At 67.1% G+C, this 26,182-nt stretch carries 21 protein-coding genes; 16 read left to right on the forward strand and 5 right to left on the reverse strand.

Features of this window, described 5'->3' with window-relative positions; genetic code table 11:
- Positions 1–170: 170 nt before the first annotated feature.
- Together pdxR and FJ887_RS05880 are read left to right on the forward strand one after the other, a co-directional pair.
- Positions 171–1,598: a MocR-like pyridoxine biosynthesis transcription factor PdxR gene (pdxR, locus tag FJ887_RS05875; protein WP_137825599.1), complete on the forward strand. Its 1,428-nt coding sequence runs from the start codon at positions 171–173 to the stop codon at positions 1,596–1,598.
- A complete protein-coding gene (locus FJ887_RS05880; RefSeq protein ID WP_137825598.1) occupies positions 1,595–1,969 on the forward strand; it encodes a hypothetical protein in 375 nt (124 codons plus the stop codon). The genes pdxR and FJ887_RS05880 overlap by 4 nt, the downstream gene beginning before the upstream one ends.
- A gap of 183 nt (positions 1,970–2,152) precedes the next feature.
- Here FJ887_RS05880 and FJ887_RS05885 read toward each other — a convergent pair whose 3' ends face one another.
- From FJ887_RS05885 to FJ887_RS05895, 3 genes are all read right to left on the reverse strand, one after another.
- A complete protein-coding gene (locus FJ887_RS05885) occupies positions 2,153–2,791 on the reverse strand; it encodes a 4'-phosphopantetheinyl transferase family protein (protein WP_137825619.1) in 639 nt (212 codons plus the stop codon).
- A gap of 38 nt (positions 2,792–2,829) precedes the next feature.
- Positions 2,830–3,306, reverse strand: coding sequence for a LapA family protein (locus FJ887_RS05890; RefSeq protein WP_137825597.1), 477 nt, complete (start codon positions 3,304–3,306; stop codon positions 2,830–2,832).
- Positions 3,307–3,395: 89 nt separating this feature from the next.
- The gene (locus tag FJ887_RS05895; RefSeq protein ID WP_137825596.1) at positions 3,396–5,624 is read right to left on the reverse strand and encodes an NADP-dependent isocitrate dehydrogenase; all 2,229 of its coding nucleotides are present in this window, start codon (positions 5,622–5,624) and stop codon (positions 3,396–3,398) included.
- A 150-nt stretch (positions 5,625–5,774) separates the two neighbouring features.
- Between FJ887_RS05895 and FJ887_RS05900 the strand changes: the two genes are divergently transcribed.
- The 5 genes from FJ887_RS05900 to FJ887_RS05920 all read left to right on the forward strand — a co-directional run bounded on the left by FJ887_RS05900 (position 5,775) and on the right by FJ887_RS05920 (position 10,940).
- Entirely contained in the window at positions 5,775–6,407 is a 633-nt protein-coding gene (locus FJ887_RS05900; protein WP_137825595.1) for a thymidine kinase, read from the forward strand.
- 93 nt (positions 6,408–6,500) lie between these two features.
- A complete protein-coding gene (locus FJ887_RS05905; protein WP_137825594.1) occupies positions 6,501–7,274 on the forward strand; it encodes an alpha/beta fold hydrolase in 774 nt (257 codons plus the stop codon).
- 261 nt (positions 7,275–7,535) lie between these two features.
- On the forward strand, positions 7,536–9,188 hold the full coding sequence (locus FJ887_RS05910) for an SLC13 family permease (protein WP_137825593.1): 1,653 nt from the start codon (positions 7,536–7,538) through the stop codon (positions 9,186–9,188).
- Positions 9,189–9,219: 31 nt separating this feature from the next.
- Positions 9,220–10,290 carry an NADH:flavin oxidoreductase/NADH oxidase gene (locus tag FJ887_RS05915; RefSeq protein WP_137825592.1) on the forward strand — a complete coding sequence of 357 codons (1,071 nt, stop codon included), beginning with the start codon at positions 9,220–9,222 and terminating at the stop codon, positions 10,288–10,290.
- Positions 10,284–10,940: an MBL fold metallo-hydrolase gene (locus tag FJ887_RS05920; protein WP_137825591.1), complete on the forward strand. Its 657-nt coding sequence runs from the start codon at positions 10,284–10,286 to the stop codon at positions 10,938–10,940. The genes FJ887_RS05915 and FJ887_RS05920 overlap by 7 nt, the downstream gene beginning before the upstream one ends.
- 36 nt (positions 10,941–10,976) lie before the next feature.
- Here FJ887_RS05920 and FJ887_RS05925 read toward each other — a convergent pair whose 3' ends face one another.
- Positions 10,977–11,558, reverse strand: a complete 582-nt coding sequence (locus FJ887_RS05925) for a hypothetical protein (protein WP_137825590.1) — start codon at positions 11,556–11,558, stop codon at positions 10,977–10,979.
- 247 nt (positions 11,559–11,805) lie between these two features.
- Here FJ887_RS05925 and FJ887_RS05930 point away from each other — a divergent pair, with 247 nt between their 5' ends.
- The 7 genes from FJ887_RS05930 to FJ887_RS05960 all read left to right on the forward strand — a co-directional run bounded on the left by FJ887_RS05930 (position 11,806) and on the right by FJ887_RS05960 (position 23,419).
- Positions 11,806–13,611 carry an ABC transporter family substrate-binding protein gene (locus FJ887_RS05930; RefSeq protein WP_137825589.1) on the forward strand — a complete coding sequence of 602 codons (1,806 nt, stop codon included), beginning with the start codon at positions 11,806–11,808 and terminating at the stop codon, positions 13,609–13,611.
- 102 nt (positions 13,612–13,713) lie between these two features.
- Positions 13,714–15,258 (forward strand): ABC transporter permease, encoded by a 1,545-nt coding sequence (locus FJ887_RS05935; RefSeq protein WP_137825588.1) that lies wholly within the window; start codon positions 13,714–13,716, stop codon positions 15,256–15,258.
- Entirely contained in the window at positions 15,255–16,289 is a 1,035-nt protein-coding gene (locus FJ887_RS05940) for an ABC transporter permease (RefSeq protein WP_137825587.1), read from the forward strand. The genes FJ887_RS05935 and FJ887_RS05940 overlap by 4 nt, the downstream gene beginning before the upstream one ends.
- Positions 16,289–18,181: an ABC transporter ATP-binding protein gene (locus FJ887_RS05945; protein ID WP_137825586.1), complete on the forward strand. Its 1,893-nt coding sequence runs from the start codon at positions 16,289–16,291 to the stop codon at positions 18,179–18,181. The genes FJ887_RS05940 and FJ887_RS05945 overlap by 1 nt, the downstream gene beginning before the upstream one ends.
- A 219-nt stretch (positions 18,182–18,400) precedes the next feature.
- Positions 18,401–20,311, forward strand: coding sequence for a translational GTPase TypA (gene typA / locus FJ887_RS05950; protein WP_137825585.1), 1,911 nt, complete (start codon positions 18,401–18,403; stop codon positions 20,309–20,311).
- On the forward strand, positions 20,308–21,660 hold the full coding sequence (locus tag FJ887_RS05955) for a PIG-L family deacetylase (RefSeq protein ID WP_137825584.1): 1,353 nt from the start codon (positions 20,308–20,310) through the stop codon (positions 21,658–21,660). The genes typA and FJ887_RS05955 overlap by 4 nt, the downstream gene beginning before the upstream one ends.
- Before the next feature lie 13 nt (positions 21,661–21,673).
- Positions 21,674–23,419, forward strand: a complete 1,746-nt coding sequence (locus tag FJ887_RS05960; protein WP_140955197.1) for a VanW family protein — start codon at positions 21,674–21,676, stop codon at positions 23,417–23,419.
- A 51-nt stretch (positions 23,420–23,470) separates the two neighbouring features.
- On the opposite strand, the gene FJ887_RS05965 is transcribed toward FJ887_RS05960, so the two are convergent.
- Positions 23,471–24,547, reverse strand: coding sequence for a GNAT family N-acetyltransferase (locus FJ887_RS05965; protein ID WP_137825582.1), 1,077 nt, complete (start codon positions 24,545–24,547; stop codon positions 23,471–23,473).
- Positions 24,548–24,737: 190 nt separating this feature from the next.
- Here FJ887_RS05965 and fdxA point away from each other — a divergent pair, with 190 nt between their 5' ends.
- Together fdxA and dapC are read left to right on the forward strand one after the other, a co-directional pair.
- Positions 24,738–25,064 (forward strand): ferredoxin, encoded by a 327-nt coding sequence (gene fdxA, locus FJ887_RS05970; RefSeq protein WP_137825581.1) that lies wholly within the window; start codon positions 24,738–24,740, stop codon positions 25,062–25,064.
- Positions 25,061–26,182: a succinyldiaminopimelate transaminase gene (gene dapC / locus FJ887_RS05975; protein ID WP_137825580.1), complete on the forward strand. Its 1,122-nt coding sequence runs from the start codon at positions 25,061–25,063 to the stop codon at positions 26,180–26,182. Before fdxA ends, dapC begins: the two co-directional genes overlap by 4 nt.

The raw sequence follows: 26,182 nt of genomic DNA on the forward strand, positions 1-26,182 counted from the left end.
GCCGGAAAGCGGCGCTGTGGTGTCGTGACTGTCGTGTCGGACTGCGGTCGCCGTTCGTCGCAGACGAGGTGTCGGCGTCGCGTCCTCAATCAGGCTAGAGCCGCCAGTGGCCTATTCGCAGAGCCAGAATCGCACGAGAGTTGTAGGCCAGTTTGGACTATGATGGTGGGATGCCCGCTGCCTCCAGCCTGCCGCGCTCGACCCGCGAGTCCCTCGACATCGCCATCGACCACGGCTCACCCCTGCCCGACCAGATCGTCGCGGGCATCAGGAGCCTCGTCACCCGCGGGGAGCTGCGGCCGGGCGATCCGGTGCCCTCGAGTCGCCGACTCGCCGGTCATCTCGGCGTCTCCCGCGGCACGATCGAGACCGCGTACGCCCAGCTCGCCGTCGAAGGCTACCTGCTCACGCGCGAACGCGCCGCGACGATCGTCGACCCGGACCTGCCGACCGCCCTGCTGCGGCACACGGACGTGCCCGCACCGCCGTCGGCTCCGCAGCGAGCGCCTCGGCGCCTCATCGACCTGCGTCCCGGCCACGGGGGTGACGATCCGCTGCGCGACCCGGCGTTCCGGCGGGCGTGGCGCGAGGCCCTCGACGTCGATCCCGGCGCGGTCGACCCGCTCGGCCAGCCGGGCACCCGGTGGGCGATCGCCGACCACCTGCGACTGCTGCGGGGGATGAGCGTCGACCCGCGCGACATCATCGTCACGAGCGGCTCCCGCGATGGGCTCCGCCTCCTCTTCGCCTCCGGGCTCGACGGGGCGATCGGCGTGGAGAACCCGGGATTCCCGGGTCTGCGGCTCGCGATGGCCGACCGCGAGCTCCTCGCCTTCGACGTCTCCACCGGGCTCGACGTCGACCGGCTCAAGGAGCTCGAGGGCCGGGTCGCGGCGGTCGTCGTCACTCCGAACCACCAGTTCCCCCACGGCGGGACGATGCCGGTGAGCACCCGCATCGCGCTGCTGACCTGGGCGGCCCGGGCCGGCGTCGTCGTCATCGAGGACGACTACGACAGCGAGGCCCGGCTCCAGCGCACCTCGGTGCCCACCCTCTACGATCTCGCCGGCTCCCTCGACCTCGACGTCGATGTCGTTCACATCGGAACGTTCTCCACCGTGCTCACCACGGCCGTGTCGACCGGGTACATCGTCGCCCGCGGCCGCCTCGGCGAGGCGATGAGCGCGGTGCGGACGTCGTGGGGTCCCGCGATCGCCCCGGTTCTGCAGAGCGCGATCGCCGCCTACCTGGAATCCGGTGGTCTGCGACGTCGGATCGCCCGGGGGCGGCGACGTCTGCGGGCCGCCGAGGCGGTCGTCGCCGAGGCCGGTGCGATCCCCGGACTCGTCCACGAGGGGCGCACCCTCGTCATCGAGACCGACGCGGACGGGGCGCAGACGCTGCTGCGGGAGCTCGAGGGCAGGGGCATCCGCGTCGCCTCGCTCGCCGCGGGCTGGAGCGGGGACAGCGCGGTGCGCCACGGCATCGTCATCGCCCACTCGAACGTCGAGGCGACCGTGCTCCGGTCGGTCCTCGGACTCATTCAGAGCCTCAGCGGCGAGCATCGTGAGCCGGTGGCCAGTAGGATCGAACCATGAGGAAATCCGCCTATGTCATCGACGGAATCGTCAAGCTGCTGCTCGCGGCCGTTCTCGTCATCTTCCTTCCCGGCCTCGGGTCGTTCTTCCTCGTTCCGGCGTGGATCATCATCACCGCGGCGGTCCTGCTCTTCCTCAGCTCGGCCACGGAGATCTCCTACGGAGTGAGCAAGGGGGCGACGACCTATCTGCGCCACATCATCATCGCCGATGTCGTCATCGTCGGCGCGGCCGTCCTCGGAATCGTCCTCGCCACGCTCGGCAATCCGGCCGGTGGGTTCATCTGGTTCGGCCTCATCGCCCTCGCCTCGCTCGCCATCGCCGTCGTCTTCACGACGGGCGCGAACGGGCCCGACTTCGGCAAGGACTGAACGCCGCGTGCCCGGCCGCGCCTGCGTGCGACGGGCACACTCCGACATCCTCGATCAAGCGCCGGTGCCGATGGCAGGCCCGCTAACCGCACTCCCGCGTGATCGAAAGACTCGGCGCACAAGCAACCGCCGGCCGTGCCTGGTGACAGCGGCGCGAGGCAGCAGGACGCGACCGTGTGCAGGTCAGCGGTTGAACGCGATCGCGGCGGCGAAGCCGGCGGGTATGCCCTCGCGCAGGTCGTGGATGTCGACGTCGGGGTGCGGAGAATCGGGTGTCTCACCGGCACCGATGTAATCCATTCCGGGGTCGCGGGCCAGTCCCGTGCTCAGCGCCTTGAGGAAGGCCTCCTTCCGCGCCCACACCCGCACGAAGGCGGCCGCGAGGTCGTCGGCGCCGAGCGCAGCGAGCTCGTCGCGCTCACGCGGATGGAGCAGGCCGGCGGCCTCGGCGGCGACGTCGTGATCGGGGATCGCCTCGAGGTCGAGGCCGATAGGGTCGGTGGAGACGGCGACGAGGACGAGGCGACGGGCTCGGGTGATGGAGAACTCGACGTCGTCGACGCGCGGTTTGCCCGCCGAATCGAGGCGGATCTCGATCCCGGCGGGATCGGCTTCGAGCACGGCGCCGAGGACGTGCCGGAGCACCACTCGTCCGGCGGACCAGGTCGCTGCGGTCTCGGGTTCGAACTCCGCGGCGTAGTTGCGCTCCTGCGCGGTGAGCACGGAATCGTCCGTGCGCGCCCACGCGGCGGGGCCTGCCGTGTCGGCGAGGACGAGGGTGGCGGGCAGATCGGTGCGCAGGACGGTGAAGTCCGGGTGCATCGGCAAGTCGGAGGGGGAGAGGGGATCGGAGGGCACTGTCAGCGGCCCGTGGCCTTCTCGATCTTCTTGAGCCTGCGCCCGAGAACGAAGATCCGCACCGACCCGATGATCCCGGCGACGAGGATGCCGCCGATCGCGGCGAAGAGCATCGCCACGCCGAGCGGCAGCTGGAACTGCCAGCCGAAGTACTGGAAGTCGGCGGGCACGTTGTTCTGCAGGATGAAGATGAGGAGGAGGACGACGATGACCGCGCCGAGGATGAGCGAGATCCACATGCCCGCCGACATACCGCCGCTGCGGGCGGCCCCGCCCGCCGTGTCGCCGCGCATCTGTCCCTCACCGCGCACTGGAGTGCCGTCGCGATCGGCGATCTCGCGGCGACCGGCAGTCGCAGTGCCATCGGCTGCGGGCTGGCGAGCGGACGGGTCGTCGCCCTCGGCGCCGAGGAGCGCGTTGGTCTCGGCGAGCAGTTCGTCAGGCGTCTGGGCGCGTCCGCGGGGGTCTTGAGAACTCATGGGGCCATCATAAACGCTGATGGCCCCATGAGTCAGGGTGTCACTGCGCACCGTGGTGCGCAGGCAGGTGATGGTGCCGGAGCGAGCGCTCAGACCTTCTCGCGCAGCGTCTCGACGATGCGGTTGAGGGTCGGGGACGGACGCATCGCGGCGTCGGCCTTCGCGTCATCCGGGTTGTAGTACCCGCCGAGGTCGACCGGCGAGCCCTGCACGGCGAGGAGTTCGGCGGAGATCGCCTCGGCGTTCTTCTCCAGCTCCTCGGCGACCGGGGCGATCGCGGCGGCGAGCTCGGCGTCCTCGGTCTGGCGGGCCAGTTCCTGCGCCCAGTAGAGCGCGAGGTAGAAGTGGCTGCCGCGGTTGTCGATCTCTCCGACCTTGCGCGAAGGCGACTTGTTCTCCTCGAGGAACTTCCCGGTCGCGGCGTCGAGGGTGTCGGCGAGGACGCCGGCCCGCGCATTGCCGTGGACGTTGAACTCGTGGCGGAACGACTCGGCGAGGGCGAGGAACTCACCGAGGGAGTCCCAGCGCAGGTGGTTCTCCTCGACGAGCTGCTGCACGTGCTTCGGTGCGGAGCCCCCGGCTCCGGTCTCGAAGAGTCCGCCGCCGGCGATGAGCGGGACGACGGAGAGCATCTTCGCCGAGGTGCCGAGCTCGAGGATCGGGAAGAGGTCCGTGTTGTAGTCGCGGAGCACATTGCCGGTCACAGAGATCGTGTCCTCGCCCCGGCGGATCCGGTCGATCGAGAACTGGGTGGCATCGACGGGGTTCATGATCCGGATGTCGAGGCCTTCGGTGTCATGATCGCCGAGGTACTCCTCGACCTTCGCCTTGAGGTTGCGGTCATGGGCCCGGGCCTCGTCGAGCCAGAACACTGCGGGGGTGTTCGACAGCCGGGCGCGGGTGACGGCGAGCTTGACCCAGTCGCGGACGGGGATGTCCTTCGTCTGGCACGCGCGCCAGATGTCACCGGGGGCCACCTCGGTGCTCATGAGCACCTCACCGGCGGAATCGACGACCTCGACGACGCCGGCTTCGGCGATCTCGAAGGTCTTGTCGTGGCTGCCGTACTCCTCGGCCTTCTGCGCCATCAGCCCGACGTTGGGCACGGTGCCCATCGTCGTCGGGTCGTACGCGCCGTTGATCCGGCAGTCGTCGATGACGGTCTGGTAGACCCCGGCGTACGAGGAGTCGGGGATGACGGCCAGCGTGTCCTGCGTCTGATCGTCCTTGTCCCACATCTTGCCGCCGACGCGGATCATCGCGGGCATCGAGGCATCGACGATGACGTCGGAGGGGACGTGGAGATTCGTCACGCCCTTGTGCGAGTTGACCATCGCCAGCGCCGGGCCTTCGGCCAGGCCCTTCTCGATGCCGGCGCGCACGCCCTCGGCGACCTCGGCGGGCAGCTCGTCGAGTCCGTCGAGGATCGCGGCGAGTCCGTTGTCCGGGGTCAGCCCCGCCTCGGCGAGGGCCTCACCGTAGGTCGCGAAGACCTCGGGGAAGAACGCCTCGATGACATGGCCGAAGAGGATGGGGTCGGAGACCTTCATCATCGTCGCCTTGAGGTGGACGGAGAAGAGGATGCCCTCGTCCTTCGCGCGCTGGATCTGGGCGCGGAGGAACTCGTCGAGGGCGGCGACGTTCATCTTCGTCGCATCGACGACCTCGCCGGCCAGCACCGGGAGGGACTCCTTGAGGACCTTCTCCTCACCGGAGGCAGTGCGCAGGACGATCCGCAGGGTGTCATCGGCGGGGATGACGACGGACTGCTCGTTGGCGCGGAAGTCATCGGCGTCCATCGTCGCGACGTTCGTCTGCGAATCCTTCGACCATTCGCCCATCGAATGCGGGTGCTTCTTCGCGTAGTTCTTCACGGCCTCCGGCGCGCGCCGGTCGGAGTTGCCCTCACGGAGGACCGGGTTGACCGCTGACCCCTTGACCTTGTCGTAGCGGGCCTTGACGTCCTTGTCCGCGTCGGTCTCGGGCTCCTCCGGGTAGTCGGGGAGGTCGTAGCCCTGCGACTGCAGCTCGGCGATCGTGGCCTTGAGCTGCGGAACGGAGGCGGAGATGTTCGGGAGCTTGATGATGTTCGCGTCCGGAGTCTTGGCGAGGTCGCCGAGCTCGGTGAGCGCATCGGCGACCTGCTGGTCGGCCGGGAGGCGGTCGGAGAACTGAGCGAGCACACGGGCGGCGAGGGAGATGTCCCTCGTCTCGACATCGACGCCCGCCGAGGTGGCGAAGGCTTCGATGATCGGCTTGAGTGAGTAGGTCGCCAGAAGCGGCGCTTCATCGGTGCGTGTGTAGATGATTTTGGCCATAATGATGGACTGCTCCGAATTGTCGTGGGGTTTGACCTCACCATCCTACCTTTTGCCGCCGTTGGCCCTCGGCTCAGCGTTCGCGTCGGCTCGGCGGTAGAGTAGCGTCCCGGCGCGCAGACGAGTGATGGACAGCGAGAGAGGACACGGGTGGCGAAGCTCTACTTCCGGTACGGTGCGATGAACTCCGGCAAGTCGACGGCTCTGCTCCAGGCGGCCTTCAACTACGAGGAGCGCGGGCAGCGCGTGCTGCTCGCGAAGCCCGACATCGACACGAAGGGCGCCGATGAGATCGTCTCCCGCCTCGGCGTCACCCGCACCGTCGACTTCCTCGTCCCCGCCGGCGCCGACGTCGAGACGATCTACGCCGAGCACGCCGACTACGTCGACCACGATGCGCTCCTGGAATCGATCGACACCCCCAAAGCGCCCGTCGCGTGCCTGCTCATCGACGAGGCGCAGTTCCTCGAACCCGAGCAGATCGACTCGCTCATGCGCGTCGCCACGGAGCAGGACGTGCCGGTGATGTGCTACGGCATCCGCACCGACTTCCGCACCCGGGCGTTCCCGGGATCGGCCCGCCTCCTCGAGATCGCCCACACCCTCGAAGAGCTCAAGACGATCTGCCGCTGCGGTCGCAAGGCGATGTTCAACGGCCGCCTCGTCGACGGGGAGTTCATCTTCGACGGCGATCAGGTCGCCATCGACGGCAACGCCGTGACCTACGAATCGCTGTGTCCGCGCTGTTACCTCACCTACTCCGGCGGTAGGCTGTTGGCGTAGAGACCCTCCCGCCGCTGTCCGACACAGCCGCTGTCCGATGCAGCCGCTGTCCGCACCGTCTGCCGATCCCGATTCCGACGATGAGGAGCCCTCATGCGCATCGCCCTTCACGCCTTCAATGACAATCCCGGATCTCCCGCGCTCGTCTTCGGCGATGCGCTGGGCACCCGGACTCCGCTGTGGGCGGCTGTGGCCTCCCGCCTCGTCGACGACCACCAGATCTACCTCTCCGATCTGCCGGGTCACACGTACCCGGTGTCGCAGGAGGAGCTGAGCCGCGACTTCACGATCTCCGATCTCGCCGCGGGTCTCGTCACCTCGCTCGAGGACAAGGGCGTCGAGTCGTTCACCTACTGCGGCGCCTCGATCTCCGGCGGCATCGGGCTCACGCTCGCCCTCGAACACGCGCACAAGCTCACCGGGCTCATCGCGTGTGCGACGGCGCCGAAGTTCGGCACCGACGTCTCGTGGGCCGAACGCATCACCGAGGTCGAGAACGACGGAACCGCATCCCTGCTGCCCGACACCGCCGACCGCTGGTTCGCCGCCGGCTTCCTCGAGGAGGACATCGCGACCGGGCCGGCGATCCTCACCGACCTCGCGACCGTCGACGATGCCGCCTACATCGCGTGCTGCCGGGCGCTCGCACTCTACGACCTCGAGGGCAAGCTCGGCGGGATCACGACGCCCACCCTCTTCATGGCCGGCAGCCAGGACCCCGGCTGCACCCCGGAGGAGATGGGGAAGATGCGCGACGCCGTCGAGGGGTCGGAGCTCGCCGTCATCCCCGATTCGGCCCATCTCCTCATGGCCGAGCATCCCGAGTTCGTCGCCGACCGCATCCACTCGTTCATCGCCGGTCTCTGAAGGGGCGCCGCCAGCGGCCGCGTCTCTGAAGGGGCGCCGCCAGCGGCCGTGCTGACGCGGGCGGCGGAGAGGCGCGGGCAGCGGCCGTGCCGACACCTGCGACTGCGCCGACAGCCCTGACCAGCCCAGACGGCCCCTACTGGGCCGGAGGGATGACCCTGATCGTGCCCGGGCCGTGACCTCGCGGTCGAAGACAACTGTCGTCATTGTCGTTAGGGTGGAGACACAGGCCCAGCCCGCCAGCTCATAGAGGAGCTCACCGTGAACGACACCCCGTCGCCGCAGTCGACTGAGATCGCCGAGCAGTCACCGGGGGAGCGCGCCCCCGGCTTCCCGCTGCGGACGGTGCGGGTGCGGTGGACGGGCTTCCTCCTCGGCCTCATCCTCTGCACCCTCGTCTACGCGATCATGCCCGACACCGTCGAGCACAACGCGAAGCTCACCGCCGCCGTCGCCGTCCTCATGGCCGTGTGGTGGATGACCGAGGCCCTGCCGATCCCCGCGACCTCCCTCGTGCCGCTTGTCGCGTTCCCCGTCTTCGGCGCCGAGGTGGAGATGGCCGATGTCGGCGCCTCCTACGGCAATCCGATCATCTTCCTCTTCCTCGGCGGGTTCCTCATCGCCCTGGCGATGCAGCGGTGGAACCTCCACCGGCGCATCGCCCTCTTCACGCTCAGCCTCATGGGCAACAAGCCGGGGCCGATGATCGCCGGCTTCATGATCGCCACCGGCTTCATGTCGATGTGGGTCTCGAACACGGCGACCGCGGTGATGATGCTGCCGATCGGCATCTCCGTGCTCATGATCGTCGCGAAGGTCGTCGGCTCGGCGATGGTGACAGGGACAACGGGCACCGAGGCGGTCCCCGGCGACCGTGGATCCGCTGACGCCGCCACCGCCTCGGCCGGCGGCAGCACGGACGGCTCCGGGGGAGACGGCGGCACCGGCGAGGTCGGCATCGGCCACGCCGTGAAGTCGAACTTCGGCACCGCGCTCATGCTCGGCATCGCCTATGCCGCGTCGATCGGCTCGCTCGGCACGATCATCGGCACCCCGCCCAACACGTTCCTCGTCGCCTACCTCAAGGACAACCACGACATCTCGATCGGCTTCGGCCAGTGGATGCTCGTCGGCGTGCCCTTGGCTGTCGTCATGATGGCGATCGCATGGTTCCTCCTCGTCAAGGTGCTCTTCAAGCCCGAGATCGACGAGATCCCCGGTGGCCGCGAACTCATTCGTGAGGAGATGGCCAAGCTCGGGCCGATGTCGACGGGCGAGAAGCTCGTCCTCGGGATGTTCATCCTCGCCGCGGTCAGCTGGATCTCGATCCCGCTGATCTTCGAGGACCCGCCGATCAGCGACGAGGGCATCGCGATGGTCATCGGCCTCCTCCTCTTCCTCATCCCCGGCGGCGCCCACCGCGGCGTCCGCCTCCTCGACTGGGAGACCGCGGAGAAGCTGCCGTGGGGCGTCCTCCTCCTCTTCGGCGGCGGTCTCGCACTCTCCTCGCAGTTCTCGTCCTCGGGACTCACCGAGTGGATCGGCGAGGTCTCGGCCGGTCTCGGCGCGCTGCCGCTCATCCTCATCGTCGCGATCCTCGCCGCGCTCATCCTCTTCCTCACGGAGCTGACGTCGAACACCGCGACCGCGGCGACCTTCATCCCTGTCGTCGGCGGTGTCGCCCTCGGCCTCCAGCTCGACCCGCTCATCCTCACGATCCCGGTGGCGCTGGCCGCGACATGCGCGTTCATGCTCCCGGTGGCGACCCCGCCCAACGCCGTCGCCTACGGCTCGGGCTATGTGACGATCGGGCAGATGGTCAAGGGCGGCATCTGGCTCAACCTCATCGGCATCGTCCTCATCACCGCCACCGTCTACCTGCTTGCCGTCCCGGTGTTCAACATCATGCTGTGAGGACAAGCACCATTGAGGCAGACTGGTGCCCATGGCTGAACTATTCACCCCGATGACTCTGCGCGGACTGACCGTCGACAACCGGATCTGGCTCGCGCCCATGTGCCAGTACTCGTGCGAGAAAGAGGACGGCATGCCCGGCACATGGCACCTCGTCCACCTCGGCGCGCGGGCGACCGGCGGATTCGGTCTCATCCTCACCGAGGCCGCAGCTGTCCTCTCCGAGGGCAGGATCTCCCCGCAGGACGCCGGCATCTGGAGTGACGCGCACGCCGAGGCGTGGAAGCCCGTCGTCGACTTCGTCCACTCACAGGGCACTCCGATCGGCATGCAGCTTGCGCATGCGGGCCGGAAGGCGAGCACGTACCGCCCCTTCGACGGCAACCCGCGCGGCACGGTGCCCGCTGCCGAGGGCGGATGGCAGCCGCTGGGCGCGAGCCCGATCGCCTATCCCGGTTACACCGAGCCGACAGAGATGACGGAGGCCGACATCGCCGAGGTGGTCGCCGCCTTCGCGACGGCTGCGCGCCGGGCGATCGACGTCGGCTTCGACCTCGTCGAACTCCACGCCGCCCACGGCTACCTGCTCCACTCGTTCCTCTCGCCCCTGTCGAACCAGCGCACCGACGGCTACGGCGGCGACCTCGCCGGTCGCGCCCGGATCCTCTACGAGACCTATGACGCCGTGCGCGAGGCCGTGGGGGAGGACGTGCCCGTGTTCGTCCGGCTCTCGGCGAGCGAGTGGGTGGAGAACGGCTTCGACATCGCCGAGGCGGTCGAGGTCTCCCGTGAGCTCGACGCCCGCGGGGTCGACGTCATCGACGTGTCCTCGGGCGGGAACTTCCCCGTCAAGGTGCCCGTCGGACCCGGCTACCAGGTGCCGCTGTCAGCGGCGATCCGCGACGCCGGGGCGACGACGGCGACCGTCGGTCTCATCACCGAACCCGAGCAGGCCGAGACGATCCTCGCCTCGGGGCAGGCTGACGCGATCCTGCTCGCCAGGGTGGCGCTGCGCGAACCGGCGTGGCCGCAGCGGGCGGCCCATGAGCTCGGCGTCGAGCCGGGACCGTATCCAGCACAGTACGTGAGGGGAAAATGGTGAACACGATCGAGACCGAACACGTCGTCATCCGATGGATCTCCGTCTCCGAGATGGAGAACAACGTCTATCTCATCACTGCGAAGGAGACCGGGGCACAGGTCCTCATCGACGCCGCCGACGACATCGAGGCGATCGAGAGCCTGCTGGCAGCGGGAGCCGAGGACACGAGCGCCGAGCCGAGCCTGCAGGCGATCATCACGACGCACCGGCACTGGGACCATATCCGGGCGCTGCCGGAAGCAGCGACGCGGCACCCGGACGCCATGACGATCGCCGGTGCCGCCGACGCCGAGGCGATCACCGAGGCCGAAGGCGTCGAGATCGCCCACACCGTCGATCATCTCGATGTCGGGGATTTCGGGGGATTCGTCCTTCAGGCGATCGCGCTGCGCGGGCACACCCCGGGATCGATCGCGCTGCTGCTCCTCGACGGCGGACAGTCGATCCTCTTCTCTGGGGACTCGCTCTTCCCCGGCGGCCCGGGAAAGACGTGGAGTCCCGAGGACTTCACCTCGCTCATGGACGATCTCGAGGAGAGGGTCTTCGAGCAGCTGCCCGATGACACGCAGGTGCTGCCCGGCCACGGCGCACCGACGACGCTCGGAGCCGAGCGCGGTCAACTGGGTCAGTGGCGCGAGCGCGGGTGGTGACGGTCTCCGGCAACGGTGCCTGAGGGCCGATCAACATCACCAGCTGGGGACGGCGGTGAAGCCGATGATCGCCCACCCGATCGCGACGGCGAGGACGATGATGACCTCGACGTTCCAGCGCTCGGTGATCGTGCGCTCTCCCCGCGGGTTCGACAGCTGCTCGTCGCCGAGCCCGCGGAAGTGATCGAGCACACCGTCGACGGCGGGGTTCGGGTTGTCGACGAGGCGCCGCGCGCCGGCGGCATCCTTCTCCATCTTCTTCCCGCGACCGGCGAGCGGCCATGAGGAGAATGTCTTCTCACGCGTCTCGACGCCGAGGCCGAAGTGCGTGTCGAAGCCGTCGACGAGATTCCACGGCACCGTCACGGTCTTGAGCGGGTTGACGAGCACGATGTCCCGGGGCCGCAGCTCGACCCGGGGGAACCGGTAGAGCATCCACGCGCCGATGAAGAGGAGCACGGGAATCCCTGCGATCGCCAAGCCACGCAGAGTAAAGTCACCGACGACGATCGAGCCGACGCCGATGACGGCGATGATCGCGATGAGACCGAAGAGCACCGTCGATCCCGTGGTTCTCACAATTCGGGTCTCACCGGGTGTCATCTCACTGTCAGCCATCTGAACATCCTATCCATTGAGACTTTCAATTCGATGGATGTGAGCTGTGTCTCGAAACGGTAACGATTACTCAAACTGCTCAGAATGTGGACTCAGTCACAGAGACCAGTGAATTAACTTTGAGGCAATCCATGTGAAAACATGAACGCGGTCACACTCCCGATGGCGGGAGGAGTGGTCGGAACGCATCCCGAAACCGGGATGCGGGCACGATGGGCGCGAGCCCAGAGAACAACAAGGAGAGAACGTGAACAAGCGCTTCCTCGCAGCCGGAGCCTCAGTTGCCGCAGCAGCAATGGTGCTTTCTGCCTGCACCCCTCCCGGTGGCGGTAACGACGACCAGGCCTCGGACAACTCGATTCTCAACATCGGCTGGAACGAGTCGTTCCGGTCGATGAACACTCTGACGGCCAACGGCAATGCCACCTCGAACGCCATTCTCACCTACATGATGAATGACAACTTCGGGTACTACGATGACAAGCTCGAGGTCCAGGACGGCGCCCTCGGTTCGGTCGAGAAGGTCTCCGACGATCCGCTCAAGGTCAAGTACACCTTCAACGACACTGCCAAGTGGTCCGACGGCACGCCCGTCGACGCCGCGGACCTCGCTCTGACCTGGGCGGGCACCTCGGCGAACTTCAACACCGTCGAGTCGAACAACAACGACGACGGCACCGTCAAGGAGAACGACGCGAGCACCGTCTACTTCGATTCCGCGACAGCGGGCTCCGCGCTCATCAAGGACTTCCCAGAAGTCTCCGAAGACGGAAAGGAGATCACGTTCACGTACTCGAAGCCCTACGCGGACTGGGCAACGGAGTTCGGCACCGGCGCCGACGGGGTCGGCGTGCCCGCGCACATCGTGGCGAAGAAGGCGCTCGGCACCGAGGACGCAGCTGCAGGCAAGCAGGAGATCCTCGATGCGATCAAGAACAAGGACACGGAGAAGCTCTCGAAGATCTCGAACTTCTGGAACACCGGGTTCGACTTCACCTCGATGCCCGACGACGAGGACCTGCTCGTCCACAACGGTCCGTACAAGATCACGGACTTCCAGGAGGGGCAGTACATCACTCTCCAGCGCGACGAGAACTATTCGGGTCCGGTCGAACCGAAGGTCGACACCATCACCGTGCGCTACAACGGTGATCCGATGGCCATGGTCCAGGCAATCGAGAACGGCGAGGTCGACATGACCCAGCCCCAGGCGACCGCTGATGTCCTCGACGCAGCCGAAGGTATTGACGGCGTGACTGTCGATGCTGCCGACGGTGCGACCTATGAGCACGTCGACTTCACCTTCGACAACGGCGGTCCGTTTGACCCCGCAGCCAACGGCGGCGACGAAGAGAAGGCGAAGAAGGTTCGCCAGGCGTTCCTCCACACTGTGCCGCGTGCTGACATCGTCGAAAAGATCATCAAGCCGCTTAATCCAGAAGCGGTCACCCGCGACTCGTACTCGCAGGTGCCAGGCGCTCCGATGTACGACGGCATCGTCGCCGAGAACGGTATAGACGCCTACAGCCAGGTCAACCTCGACGAGGCGAAGAAGCTCCTCGAAGAGGCCGGCGTTTCCAATCCGACTGTGCGCATCATGTACGACAATACGAACGCTCGACGTCAGCAGGAGTTCCAACTCATCAAGGAATCGGCCGAGCAGGCCGGCTTCAAGATCGAAGATGTCGGCGACGTCAACTGGGGCACCCGTCTCGGTGATAAGTCCTACGATGTCGCCCTCTTCGGATGGCAGTCGGAGGGCACCGGCGTGACTGAGAACGATGCGAACTTCCGCACTGGGGCTCAGAACAACTACGGCGGCTACTCGAATCCGAAGATGGACGAGATCCTCGATAAGCTTCTCGTGTCGAAGGAAGACGAACAGCAGCAGCTGCTCACGGACATGGAGAAGCAGCTCACCGAGGACGCGTTCGGTGCGCCGATCTTCCAGTTCCCCGAGCTGACGATCTACAACGACAAGGTGAAGAACGTGAAGTCGACGTCGGTGTCGCCGACGATGTTCTGGAACTACTGGGAGTGGGAGAAGAACTGATTCGCTTCTGATGCGAACGGCTTTTCACCATCTCAGCTGCTGTGGGGGTCACAACAGTGATCCCCACAGTGGCGTGCTCGCACAGACTGAATCGGACACACCATGATCAAGTTCATTCTCAGGCGACTGCTGTCGACAGTGCTCGTTCTGCTCGTCGTCACCTTCGTCCTCTACCTTCTGCTCAACGTCGCCCTCGACTTCTTCTGGGACCTGCGTTCGAGCACGTCCCCGAACATCGAAGCGCTCTACGAGTCGCGCATTCGCCTCCTCGATCTCGAGACGCCCGCGATCGTCCGCTACTTCAAGTGGCTCGCCGGCGCGAGCGGCTGCCTCGTCGGCCAGTGTGACCTCGGAATCGCCTGGAAGAGCGGTCAGGAAGTCACCTACCTGCTCCAGGGTGCGATCGTCAATACGATCAAGCTCATCACAGCCTCGACGATCGTCGCGATCATCCTCGGCATCGCCGTCGGCATGGTCTCCGCGATCCGCCAGTACTCGGGCTTCGACTACTTCATCACCTTCGTCTCGTTTCTCCTCTACTCGCTGCCCGTCTTCTGGGTCGCGGTGCTCCTCAAGCAGTACGGAGCCATCGAGATCAACAACTTCATCAACGATCCGACCTTGACCAGCTGGTGGCCGATCATCATCGCGTGCATCGCGATGGGTCTCTTCTGGATGGGCGCCCTCGGCGGTGGCAAGAAGCGACGGATCATCACGTTCCTCGCCGCGACGCTCGTCACCTTCGGGACGATCTACTACATCCTGGCGAGCGGCTGGCTCCAGCAGCCGACGATCGGCGTCGTCGGAGTCGTCCTCATCGGCGTCGGCGCCGCGATCGTCATGACCTTCCTCTCGACCGGCCTGAAGAACAAGCGCGTGCTCTACGCCTCGCTGACGATCGCCGTCATCGGAGCGCTCCTCTACATGCCGCTCCAGTACCTCTTCTACTACCAGGAGATGAACTGGCTGTGGATGCTCGGCCTGTTCATCGTCACGATCGGCGTGGCGATCGGCGTCGGCCTCGCGTTCCGTGGACCCGATCCGTGGGACACCGCGCGCACGACCGTCTTCACTGCGGTCATCATCGCGGTGACGATCTTCGCCGACCGTGTGCTGCAGGGGTGGTCGGAGTACTCGAGCAGTCCCGCAATCAACAATCGCCCGATCGCGACGATCGGTGCCTCGGCACCGAACGTCAATGGCGATTTCTGGATCACGAACCTCGACACGTTCACCCACCTCCTGCTGCCGTCGATCGCCCTCGTCCTCATCTCCTTCGCGTCGTACACGCGGTACACCCGCGGATCGATGCTCGAGGTCATGGGTCAGGACTACATCCGCACGGCGCGAGCCAAGGGCCTCAATGAGCGCACGGTGATCATGCGGCATGCGCTGCGCAATGCGCTGCTTCCGTTGGCGTCGATCATCCCCGTCGACATCATCACAATGATCGGCGGTGCGGTGATCACAGAGACGATCTTCGGCTGGAACGGCATGGGCAAGCTCTTCATCGACTCGATGCGACAGTCCGAGCTCGATCCGATCATGGCCTACATCCTCATCACGGGCATCCTCGCCATCATCGCCAACCTGGTCGCGGACTTCCTCTACGCCGTCCTCGACCCGAGAATCCGAGTGAACGCATGAGCATCGACAACAAGAACCAAGACACGGAGACGGGCCTCGACCCCGTCGGCGAGAACGCGATCGAAACGAAGGAGACAGAAGGTCTTTCCCAAGGAAAGATCGTCTTCCGCAAGTTCATCCGCCACAAGGGCGCGATGGCAGGGCTCATCGTCCTCATCCTCGTGACGATCTTCGCCTACACGGCCCAGGGCATCGGTCCGATCCCCGGTTGGTGGATCTTCAACCACACGGCATCAGGCCCGGTGGTCAACCCCGGCGGCGCACCGACGTGGACGCTGTCGAACTTCTTCTCACCCGGCGAGCATCCGTTCGGTCAGGACGAGATCGGCCGCGACAACTTCGCCCGCGTGATGAAGGGCACCCAGATCTCGATCATGGTCATGGTCATCATCGGTGTGGTGGCTCTGATCATCGGCACGATCGTCGGGGCGCTGGCCGGCTACTACCGCGGCTGGGTCGATTCGGTGCTCATGCGCATCACCGACGGCTTCATCATCCTGCCCGTCATCGTCGTCGGCGCGATCCTCGGCAAGCTCGTCTCGGGCACCGGCGGTGCGATGCTCGGGCTCGTCCTCGGTGCGATCCTCTGGACCGGGCTCGCTCGACTCGTCCGCGGTGACTTCCTCTCGCTGCGCGAACGCGAATTCGTCGACTCGGCGCGAGTGGCAGGAGCGAGCGACTTCCGGATCATGTTCAAGCACATGCTCCCGAACGCGATGGGTGTCATCATCGTCAACACGACGCTGCTGATGAGCCAGGCGATCGTCCTCGAGGCCTCGCTGAGCTTCCTCGGCTTCGGCATCGCACCGCCTGACATCTCGCTCGGTCAGCTCATCAGCGAGTACCAGACCTCGTTCGCCACGCGTCCGTGGCTGTTCTGGTGGCCCGGCTTCTTCATCATCATCATCGCGCTCTGCGTGAACTTCATCGGCGACGGTCTGCGCGACGCGTTCGACCCGCGGATGAAGACGATCCCGAGCTGGCGGAAGATGAAGAAGGCCGAGCGCATGGCGAAGAAGGGGGACAAGTGATGACCGCACAGACCACAGCGGAGGCGACCGCCTCGGCGAAGTCACCGATCCTCGACGTCACGGACCTGGGAGTGAACTTCTGGGTCAGCGACGAATGGTGGATGGCGGCCGAAGGCCTGACCTACACGGTCAACGCGGGCGAAGTGCTCGCGATCGTCGGTGAGTCAGGGTCGGGCAAGTCGCAGTCGAGCATGTCCCTGCTCGGTCTGCTGCCGTCCAACGGTCGGGCCACGGGCTCGGCGAAGCTCGGCGACACGGAGCTCATCGGACTGCCCCAGGAGCGCATGCAGCACATCCGCGGCAACGACATCTCGGTGATCTTCCAGGAGCCGATGACCGCGCTCAACCCGGTCTACACGGCAGGCTTCCAGATCGTCGAGACGCTGCGCGTGCACATGAACATGGGTCCGAAGGAGGCGAAGGAGCGCGCTCTCGAGCTCATGCGCCTCGTCGAGATCCCCGATCCCGAGGAGCGGTTCCACTCGTTCCCACACCAGCTCTCGGGCGGTCAGCGGCAGCGCATCATGATCGCGCAGGCGCTGGCGTGCCAGCCGAAGCTGCTCATCGCCGATGAGCCGACGACAGCGCTCGACGTCACGGTGCAGGCCGAGATCCTCAAGCTCATGCGCGAGCTCAAGTCGAAGCTCGACGCCGGCATCATCCTCATCACGCACGACATGGGCGTGGTGGCGGACATGGCCGACCGCATCATCGTTATGCGGGCGGGCAAGGTCGTCGAGTCGGGCACCGCCGATGAGATCTTCTACAACCCGCAGCATCCGTACACGAAGCAGCTCCTCGAGGCGGTGCCCCACCTCGGCACCGAGATCGAGGGAGAGGCCTTCGGCGCGGATCTGGGGGACGTCGAGGTCGCGCTCCACGATCTCGAGGAGGCCGAAGCGGACGAGTCCGCAGGCGACGACCTCGCGGCGGGATCGCTGGCCGATGATGACGCCGAAGCCACGCCCGCCTCGACCGGTGAGGCCGACCACCCGCAGATCGAGATGGACTCGACGGAGACGTACTATCATCCGGGGTCGCAGGCGGACTTCTCGAAGCCCTCTGCCCTCCAGCTGCGCGACGTCGCCATCGAGTACCCGGCGCTCGGGCGGAAGAAGGCCTTCCGGGCCGCCCACCACATCAATCTCTCGATCGCTCCCGGAGAGGTTGTCGGCCTCGTCGGCGAGTCCGGGTCGGGCAAGACGACGATCGGCCGTGCCGCCCTCGGACTCCTGCCCACGGTCGAGGGCGACATGCTCGTGGGTGGAAAGAGCATCAAGGGTCTGTCGAACAAGCAGCTGCGGCCACTGCGCAAAGAGGTCGGGATCGTGTTCCAGGATCCCGGCTCCTCGCTCAACCCGCGTCTGCCCGTCGGCGAGTCGATCGGCGAGCCGCTCTACCTCCACGAGGGGATGAAGGGGCCGGCGCTCAACAAGAAGGTCGAAGAGCTCCTCCACGCCGTGGAGCTGCCGACGACGATGCGCAACCGCTACCCGCACGAGCTCTCGGGCGGTCAGCGTCAGCGCATCGGCATCGCCAGGGCGCTGAGCCTGCGGCCCAAGCTGCTCATCGCCGATGAGCCGACCTCGGCCCTCGACGTCTCGGTGCAGGCGAAGGTCCTCGACCTCTTCGAGAGCCTGCAGGCGCTCTACGGGTTCGCGTGCCTGTTCATCAGCCACGACCTCGCCGTCGTCGAACGCATCGCCTCGCGCATCGCGGTGATGCGCCACGGCTACCTCGTCGAGATCGGACAGAGCTCACAGGTCGTCGCCAACCCCGTCCACCCGTACACGCAGCGTCTGCTCTCCGCAGTTCCGGTTCCGGATCCCAAGGAGCAGCGCAAGCGCCGCGAGGCCAGGGACGCGGTGCTCGAAGCGACGATGGACGCGTAAGGGCGACCACCTCGGTGCCGGTGAGGCGGATCCGACGTGATGTCGAACTTCGATGTCGCTGAGGATCCGCCTCGCTGTCGTCTGCGGCGATGTCGGCAGGTGCCGGCACCCGCCTTGCCCGCTGCTGTCACCGACCTGTGAATGGGGAAGGGCGGTGGTGCGTATAATTGAGTGTCGGGTCCGTACCGGACCGTTCTCCCTACCGTCAAAAGGCTATTGATGACTGAAGCTCCCATGCGCCGGGAAAACCGCCGCAACGTGGCAATCGTTGCCCACGTCGACCACGGCAAGACCACTCTGGTCGACGCCATGCTCCGGCAGACCGGTGTGTTCAACGAGCACGGTGACTTCGCCGAACGCGTGATGGACTCCGGCGACCTCGAGCGGGAGAAGGGGATCACGATCCTCGCGAAGAACACCTCGGTGCTCTACAACGGCCCCTCGGCCGGCGACGAGCCGATCGTCATCAACGTCATCGACACCCCGGGCCACGCCGACTTCGGCGGTGAGGTCGAACGCGGCCTGTCGATGGTCGACGGCGTCGTCCTCCTCGTCGACGCCTCCGAAGGACCGCTGCCGCAGACGCGCTTCGTCCTCCGCAAGGCACTGGCCGCGAAGCTGCCGGTCATCCTCGTCATCAACAAGACCGACCGCGCCGATGCCCGCATCGACGGCGTCGTCGAGGACTCCCAGGATCTTCTCCTCGGACTCGCCTCCGACCTCGCCGACGAGGTCCCCGACCTCGACGTCGACTCCGTCCTCGACGTGCCCGTCGTCTTCGCCGCCGCGAAGGTCGGCGCCGCCTCGCTCGACCAGCCCGCCGACGGTGAGGCCCCGGACAACCCGGACCTCGAGCCGCTGTTCAAGACGATCATCGAGACGATCCCGGCCCCGGAGATCAACGCCGACGGCATCCTCCAGGCGCACGTGACGAACCTCGACGCCTCGCCGTTCCTCGGCCGTCTCGCCCTCCTGCGCATCTTCGGCGGCACGCTGAAGAAGGGCCAGCAGGTCGCCTGGGCCCGCGGCGACGCGATCAGCTCGGTGAAGATCACCGAACTCCTCGAGACCCAGGGTCTCGACCGGGTGCCCGCCACCGAGGCCTCCGCCGGTGACATCGTTGCCGTCGCCGGCATCCCCGACATCATGATCGGCGACACGCTCACCGACATCGACAACCCGAAGCCGATGCCGGCGATCGTCATCGACGATCCCGCGATCTCGATGACCATCGGCATCAACACCTCGCCGCTGGCCGGTCGCGAGAAGGGCACGAAGGTCACCGCCCGCATGGTCAAGGACCGCCTCGACGCCGAGCTCGTCGGCAACGTCAGCCTCAAGGTGCTGCCCACCGAGCGTCCCGACGCGTGGGAGGTTCAGGGCCGCGGCGAGCTCGCGCTGGCCATCCTCGTCGAGCAGATGCGCCGCGAGGGCTTCGAACTCACCGTCGGCAAGCCGCAGGTCGTGACGAAGACCGTCGACGGCAAGATCCACGAACCCTTCGAGGACCTCACGATCGACGTTCCGGAGGACTACCTCGGCGCCGTCACCCAGCTCATGGCCAGCCGCAAGGGCGTCATGTCGACGATGACGAACCACGGCACCGGCTGGGTGCGCATGGAGTTCACCGTCCCCGCGCGCGGTCTCATCGGCTTCCGCACGCGGTTCCTCACCGAGACCCGCGGCACCGGCATCGCGAACTCGATCTCCGCCGGATACGGTCCGTGGGCCGGGCACATCGAGTTCCGCACGAACGGCTCGCTCGTGGCCGACCGTGCCGGGGCCGTCACCCCGTACGCGATGATCAACCTCCAGGAGCGCGGCTCGTTCTTCGTCCAGCCGACCTCCGAGGTCTACGAGGGCCAGATCGTCGGCGAGAACTCGCGCGCCGACGACATGGACGTCAACATCACGAAGGAGAAGAAGCTGACGAACATGCGCTCGGCTTCGGCGGACTCCTTCGAGAACCTCGTCCCGCCGCGCAAGCTCACCCTCGAGGAGAGCCTCGAATTCGCCCGCGAGGACGAATGCGTCGAGGTCACCCCGAGCGCCGTGCGCATCCGCAAGGTCGAACTCGACCAGAAGGAACGCGCGAAGAACTACGCGAAGCTGCGCCGCCAGAACGCATGAGTGTCACCCCGCGCATCCTCTTCGTGCACGCTCATCCCGATGATGAGACGATCGCGACAGGGGGCACGATCGCCGAACTGGTCGCCGAGGGCGACCAGGTGACAGTGCTGACCGCCACCCGCGGAGAGGGCGGAGAGGTCATCCCGCCCGAACTCCGCAGTCTCGAAGGCGATCGGGCCGGCCTCGCCGAGGTGCGGGAGACGGAGATCGCGGCGGCGATGCGCGCGCTCGGCGTCACCGACCACCGGTTCCTCGGCACTCGCCGAGGCGGTGCGGCGACCCGGCCCGAGCGCCGCTTCGAGGATTCGGGGATGGCCTGGGGGAGCGACGGCCACGCCGTTCCCGCCCCGACGATGCCCGCGGGGGCGCTCTGCGCGGCACCGGTCGCTGACGTCGCCGGCTACATCGCGGCCGTCATCGACGAGGTCCGCCCGCACGCCGTCATCACGTATGCGGCCAACGGCGGCTACGGCCACCCGGACCACGTCCGCGTCCACGATGCGACCGTGGCCGCCGTCGAGGCGGCGACGTGGACGACGGGTCGCCTCCTCTTCGTCGAGGTGCCCTCCGAGGTGGCTCGCGCGTCCTTCGATCCTGCTCAGCCCGGATTCGCCGAGTCCGGGTTCGCGCCTGCGCAGGCGATTCCGACGAAGGCTCCGAGCGGGCCGATCGCCGTGGCCCAGGACGTCACACGCTCTCGGCCGGCGCAGCGGGCGGCGCTGTCGGCCCATCGCACGCAGGTCAGCGTCGACGGCGACTTCTATGCGCTGTCCAACGGCGTGGGCACGAAGCTTGCCGACCACGAGTACTACTCGATCGGTGCGGGCACGCCGATCCCCGCCGAGACGGTGCAGGCGGGACCCGCTGCGCACGTGCTCGCCGGGCTCGACCTCGAAGCCATCGAGGACGAGAACGCCCTCGCCGGTCGCCGGCGCCGTCGGGAACCGAAGAAGCCCGGTGTCCTCGCGTTCATCCACGCGGTGCTGCTCGGGCTGCTCATCGGCTTCCTCGGCGGACTCCAGCACCTCAATGTCTCGGTCGTCCGCCTCGGCGAGCAACCGGTCATCCTTCCCTGGGGACTGGCCCTGGCACTGCTCATGGCGGTCGCCGGACTCTGGCACCTCAAGACGATGTACCGCAGCACCGGGCCGATGCTCGTCGCTGCGATCGTCATCGCTCTCCTCTCGTATATCCTCGGTCAGCCGCAGTGGCTGCCGGGTGCCGACACCATCGTCACGGGCACCCTGCGGTCAGTTGTCTGGCTGCTCGGCCCCATGATCGTCGCCGCGGTCTTCGCCTTCACCCCTGTGATGGGGCGGGAGAAGCACCGCGCGGGACGCCCACGCTGAAGTTGGAAGACTGATGTCCACTCCCACCCTCTCCGGCGGCACCCCCGAATCCGGTGCCGAAACCCAGAAGCGACGCAGCCGCCGCCCTTGGCTCATCGCCCTGTTCGTCGTGCTCGGCCTCGCCGTGGTCTACCTCCTCCTCGGGCTCTTCAGCGGCCGCATCGTCGCTCCCGGCACCACCGTGGCCGGGGTCGACATCGGCGGCAAGAGCGCGAGTGATGCGAGCGCTGCCCTCGAGGACGCCCTCGCCGACCCGGTCAAGCAGGACATCGAGCTCACCGCGGGCGAGTCGACGGCGACGCTCAACCCTGCGGACGCGGGGCTGAGCGTCGATGTCGACGCCACGGTCGCCAGGGTCACCGGGTTCACGCTCGATCCCACGATCCTCTGGGACCGGCTCTTCGGGGACAACACCGTGGCACCGGTCATCGCCGTCGACGACGCGGCCTTCGACCCGGCCGGCAAGGATGCCGCCCAGGCACTCAAGGTCGACCCGGCCAATGCTGAGCTCACCTATGACAAGACGACCCCGACGGTCAAGGACGGTGTCGTCGGACAGACCGTCGAACCCGAGGCGATCCGCACGGCGATCACCTCGGAATGGCTGCAGAAGGACGGGCCGCTGGCGGTCGAGGCGACGAACGAGGACCCCGACATCACGACAGCGGAGGCCGACGAGGTCGCCAAGGGATTCGCGACCGACGCCGTCGCCGGAGACGTCACGGTCAAGGCTGTGCCCGGCAAGGACGCCGACTCCGACGTCAAGGGCGGAGACCTGACGATCGCACCCGAGACGATCGCGGACACCCTGAGCTTCGTTCCGAAGGACTCCGCCCTCGTGCCTGAGTTCGACGCGAAGAAGCTGCAGAAGCAGACGCTCGATGAGAACACGGAGATCGGCCGCCCCGCGAAGGACGCGACGTACGAGATCGTCGACGGCAAGCCGAAGGTCGTCGCATCGGAGACCGGCATCGGCATCAAGGCCGACGACCTCTCGAAGGCCGTCACCGATGCCATCAACGGAGACAGCGCGGCCGCCGAGGTGACCCTGGCCTCCGTCGACCCCGAGTTCACGACCGAGGACGCGGAGAAGGCCGACGTCTCCCAGGTCGTCTCCGAGTTCAGCACTCCCTACGACTCCGACCCGAACCGCGACAACAACCTCCGCGTGGCCTCGAAGGAGGTCTCGGGCACCGTGCTCCAGCCCGGTGAGCAGTTCTCCCTCAACGACACCCTCGGTCAGCGGACCGCGGCCAACGGCTACAAGCCCGCCGGGGTGATCTCGGAAGGGCAGATGAAGGAGGACTTCGGCGGGGGAGTCTCACAGGTGTCGACGACGCTGTTCAACGCCGCGTTCTTTGCCGGCTTCTCCCTCGACGAGCACCAGGCGCATTCGCGCTACATCTCGCGCTACCCCGAGGGCCGGGAGACGACGCTCGACTTCTCGTCGATCGACCTCAAGTTCACGAACACGTCGAAGACGCCCGTCGTTCTCGACATGTACCTGGCTGACGGGAAGGTGAACGCGAAGGTCTTCGGCGTCAAGACCCTCGACGTGTCCTCCGAGTCCTCCGGCCGCTACGCCTTCACCTCTCCGGCGACGAAGACGGAGTCGGGAGCCTCGTGCAAGCCGCAGTCTCCGCGCGAGGGCTGGTCGATCAAGATCACCCGCACGATGAAGGAGATCGCCACGGGCAAGACGACGAAGGACTCCTTCGTCACGACCTACCGCCCGGTCAACAAGGTCGAGTGCAAGTAGGCGGGTGACCCCGAGGCCGGCTCGACCGGGCTCAGCTGCTTCGGTCCGGGCTCAGCCGCGGCCGGCGAACCAGTACCGGTGGCGCACGCTCGCCCCGAGGGAGCCGAAGAGCTCGAGCGAAGCCGTATTGCCCGCTTCGACATCGACGAGGTAGGAGCGGACCCCGCGCTGGGAGAGCAGCGCGGCGGCCGCCCGGACGACCGCGCGCCCGGCGCCGCGACGACGCAGGTCGGGGCGCGTGACGAGGTTGGTGATGACACCCCACTTGCTGCGCTCGACGACCCGGCAGGTGGCGACCATCGTCTGCGAGCCGTCAGGATGCTGCGCCCAGGCGGTGACGAACTGGCACGGATCGTCGGCCTCGATGAGAGCCCGGAGGGCCTCGGCGGAGCCGGGGTCGCGCTCACTCGTCCACGCCGCGTAGTGCAGGGGACTCGGGGTCTCCGTGACGTCGATGACGAGGCCGGGAGCGGCCGCCTCGGCGGGTCCGGCGGCACCACCGGCCGCCTCGGCGGTGGACCCGGTGAGCAGATACACGGTCTCCGAGGCGGTGTACCCGCGGTCCGAGAGCAGCGGGCCGAGGCCCGCGCACACGGGGTCGAGGCCGGCGGAGTCATCGGCGGAGTAGATCTGGACGACCGGCGGTCGGTTCCTGGCGGCATACCACGCTTCGACGGCGTCGAGGCCGTCCTCCCAGCTCAGTCCCGTCTCTGAGACGGGCAGGGCGCTGTTGGCCCGCCGGGTCACCGACTCCGAGCTGCGCAGCAGCCAGCCCTTCTGCAGGAGGCCGACGTCGTCGCCGTCGTCGCTGCGGGATTCGTTGCGGAGGTTCTCGGCGTTGAGCCACGAGACATCGGCGGGCAGCCAGGCCGCCGCCGAGATCCGGCGCAGGTCGACAGCGGAGACGATCTCATGCGTGCGGCCCGACCGGGTGGGAGCGGGAGGCACCTCGTGGACGAGGAGGATCTGGTCGCGGAGGATGCGCACGGGCCCGCGCTTCGTGTCGATCTCGACGCGGGACTCATCGGCTGCGGTGACGACGCCGAGCGCATCGGAGGTCGCATGACTGTCTCCGGGATCGAGCGAGTAACGCACCACGACTCTCCTCCCGGGCTGCAGATCGTCCACGGAATCCCCTCTCTCGCTCGCTGAGTCCTCAGTCCACCCTAGAGCAGACGGCGCCGGCCCGCGCGCCTGCGTGACCGGGCCCACGGAAAGTGCAACGAGGATCACGAGTCCCGCGGAGAGACTGCGCACGTGTGCAGGGCGTATGGTTGACTGCAGAGAACGACTTCAGTTTCCCGAGGAGCGCGAATCCGTGACGTACATCATCGCCCAGCCCTGCGTCGACGTGAAGGACAAGGCCTGCATCGACGAATGCCCGGTCGACTGCATCTACGAGGGGGAGCGCTCCCTCTACATCCACCCCGACGAGTGCGTCGACTGCGGAGCCTGTGAGCCCGTCTGCCCCGTCGAGGCGATCTACTACGAGGACGACGTTCCCGAGGAATGGTCGGAGTACTACAAGGCCAATGTCGAATTCTTCGATGACATCGGCTCACCGGGAGGCGCCGCCAAGCTCGGCAACACCGGCAAGGACCACCCGATCATCTCCGTCCTGCCGCCGCAGAACGGCGAGGAGTGACGCGTCGCCTCGGGCTCGACCTGCCCGACTACCCGTGGGACAAGCTCGCGGCCTATCGTGCCCGCGCTGCCGAGCATCCCGGCGGCGTCTGCGATCTCTCGATCGGCACGCCGGTCGACCCCACCCCGCAGGTCATCGAGGACGCGCTGGCCGCGGCCGGCGATGCTCACGGCTACCCGACGACGACCGGCACCGATGAGCTGCGGTCGGCGATCGCCGACTGGTACGACACGTGGCACGGGGTGACCGTCGACCCCGCCACCGAGGTGCTCCCGACCATCGGGTCGAAGGAGTTCGTCGCGTGGCTGCCGACTCTGCTCGGCCTGCGGCAGGCGGGTCTGAGCGTGGCCTGCCCGCACGCGGCCTACCCGACGTATGAGATGGGGGCGACGATCGCCGGCGTCGACTGCGTCCGGCTCGACGCCTCCGAGATCCTCGCCGGGGCCTCGCTCGAGGGCATCGGGCTCCTCTGGCTCAACACCCCCGGCAATCCCACGGGTGCTGTCCTCGACCGGGACACCCTCGCCGAGGTGGTCCGCCGTGCCCGCGCAGCCGGAGTCGTCGTCGCCTCCGACGAGTGCTACGGACTGCTCAACTGGGTCTCCGACGAGCCGGCCCCGAGCGTGCTGTCGGTCACCGAGGGCGACCACTCCGGTGTGCTCAGCGTCTACTCGATGTCGAAGCAGTCGAACCTCGCAGGCTACCGTGCCGCGTTCGTGGCCGGGGACGCCGAGCTCATCGGCGATCTGACGAAGACGCGGAAGCATGCGGGCATGATCGTGCCCGCGCCGATTCAGGCGGCGATGGTCGCCGGACTGCGCGATGTCGACCATGTCGTCGAACAGAGAGAGCGCTACCGCGCACGGCGCGATCGTCTGCGTCCGGCGCTCGAGGCCTTCGGATTCCGCATCGACGACTCCGATGCCGGCCTCTATCTGTGGGCCACGGCCGGTGTCGACGGCTGGGAGTCGATCGGTGCATTGGCCGATCTCGGAATCGTCGCCGGGCCCGGCGCGTTCTACGGCGACGCCGCGGCGTCGCACGTGCGCGTCTCGCTGACGGCGACCGACGAGCGCATCGACGCGGCTGCCGAGCGCCTTCTCGCCGCTGCGAAATGA

The sequence above is a fragment of the Brevibacterium sp. XM4083 genome (genome assembly GCF_006489205.2).
GTDB lineage: Bacteria > Actinomycetota > Actinomycetes > Actinomycetales > Brevibacteriaceae > Brevibacterium.

Coding starts and splice junctions, on each gene's coding strand:
- pdxR (WP_137825599.1), top strand. CDS start 171: ATGCCCGCTGCCTCCAGCCTGCCGCGCTCGACCCGCGAGTCCCTCGAC.
- FJ887_RS05880 (WP_137825598.1), top strand. CDS start 1,595: ATGAGGAAATCCGCCTATGTCATCGACGGAATCGTCAAGCTGCTGCTC.
- FJ887_RS05885 (WP_137825619.1), bottom strand. CDS start 2,791: ATGCACCCGGACTTCACCGTCCTGCGCACCGATCTGCCCGCCACCCTC.
- FJ887_RS05890 (WP_137825597.1), bottom strand. CDS start 3,306: ATGAGTTCTCAAGACCCCCGCGGACGCGCCCAGACGCCTGACGAACTG.
- FJ887_RS05895 (WP_137825596.1), bottom strand. CDS start 5,624: ATGGCCAAAATCATCTACACACGCACCGATGAAGCGCCGCTTCTGGCG.
- FJ887_RS05905 (WP_137825594.1), top strand. CDS start 6,501: ATGCGCATCGCCCTTCACGCCTTCAATGACAATCCCGGATCTCCCGCG.
- FJ887_RS05915 (WP_137825592.1), top strand. CDS start 9,220: ATGGCTGAACTATTCACCCCGATGACTCTGCGCGGACTGACCGTCGAC.
- FJ887_RS05920 (WP_137825591.1), top strand. CDS start 10,284: ATGGTGAACACGATCGAGACCGAACACGTCGTCATCCGATGGATCTCC.
- FJ887_RS05925 (WP_137825590.1), bottom strand. CDS start 11,558: ATGGCTGACAGTGAGATGACACCCGGTGAGACCCGAATTGTGAGAACC.
- FJ887_RS05935 (WP_137825588.1), top strand. CDS start 13,714: ATGATCAAGTTCATTCTCAGGCGACTGCTGTCGACAGTGCTCGTTCTG.
- FJ887_RS05940 (WP_137825587.1), top strand. CDS start 15,255: ATGAGCATCGACAACAAGAACCAAGACACGGAGACGGGCCTCGACCCC.
- FJ887_RS05945 (WP_137825586.1), top strand. CDS start 16,289: ATGACCGCACAGACCACAGCGGAGGCGACCGCCTCGGCGAAGTCACCG.
- typA (WP_137825585.1), top strand. CDS start 18,401: ATGACTGAAGCTCCCATGCGCCGGGAAAACCGCCGCAACGTGGCAATC.
- FJ887_RS05955 (WP_137825584.1), top strand. CDS start 20,308: ATGAGTGTCACCCCGCGCATCCTCTTCGTGCACGCTCATCCCGATGAT.
- FJ887_RS05960 (WP_140955197.1), top strand. CDS start 21,674: ATGTCCACTCCCACCCTCTCCGGCGGCACCCCCGAATCCGGTGCCGAA.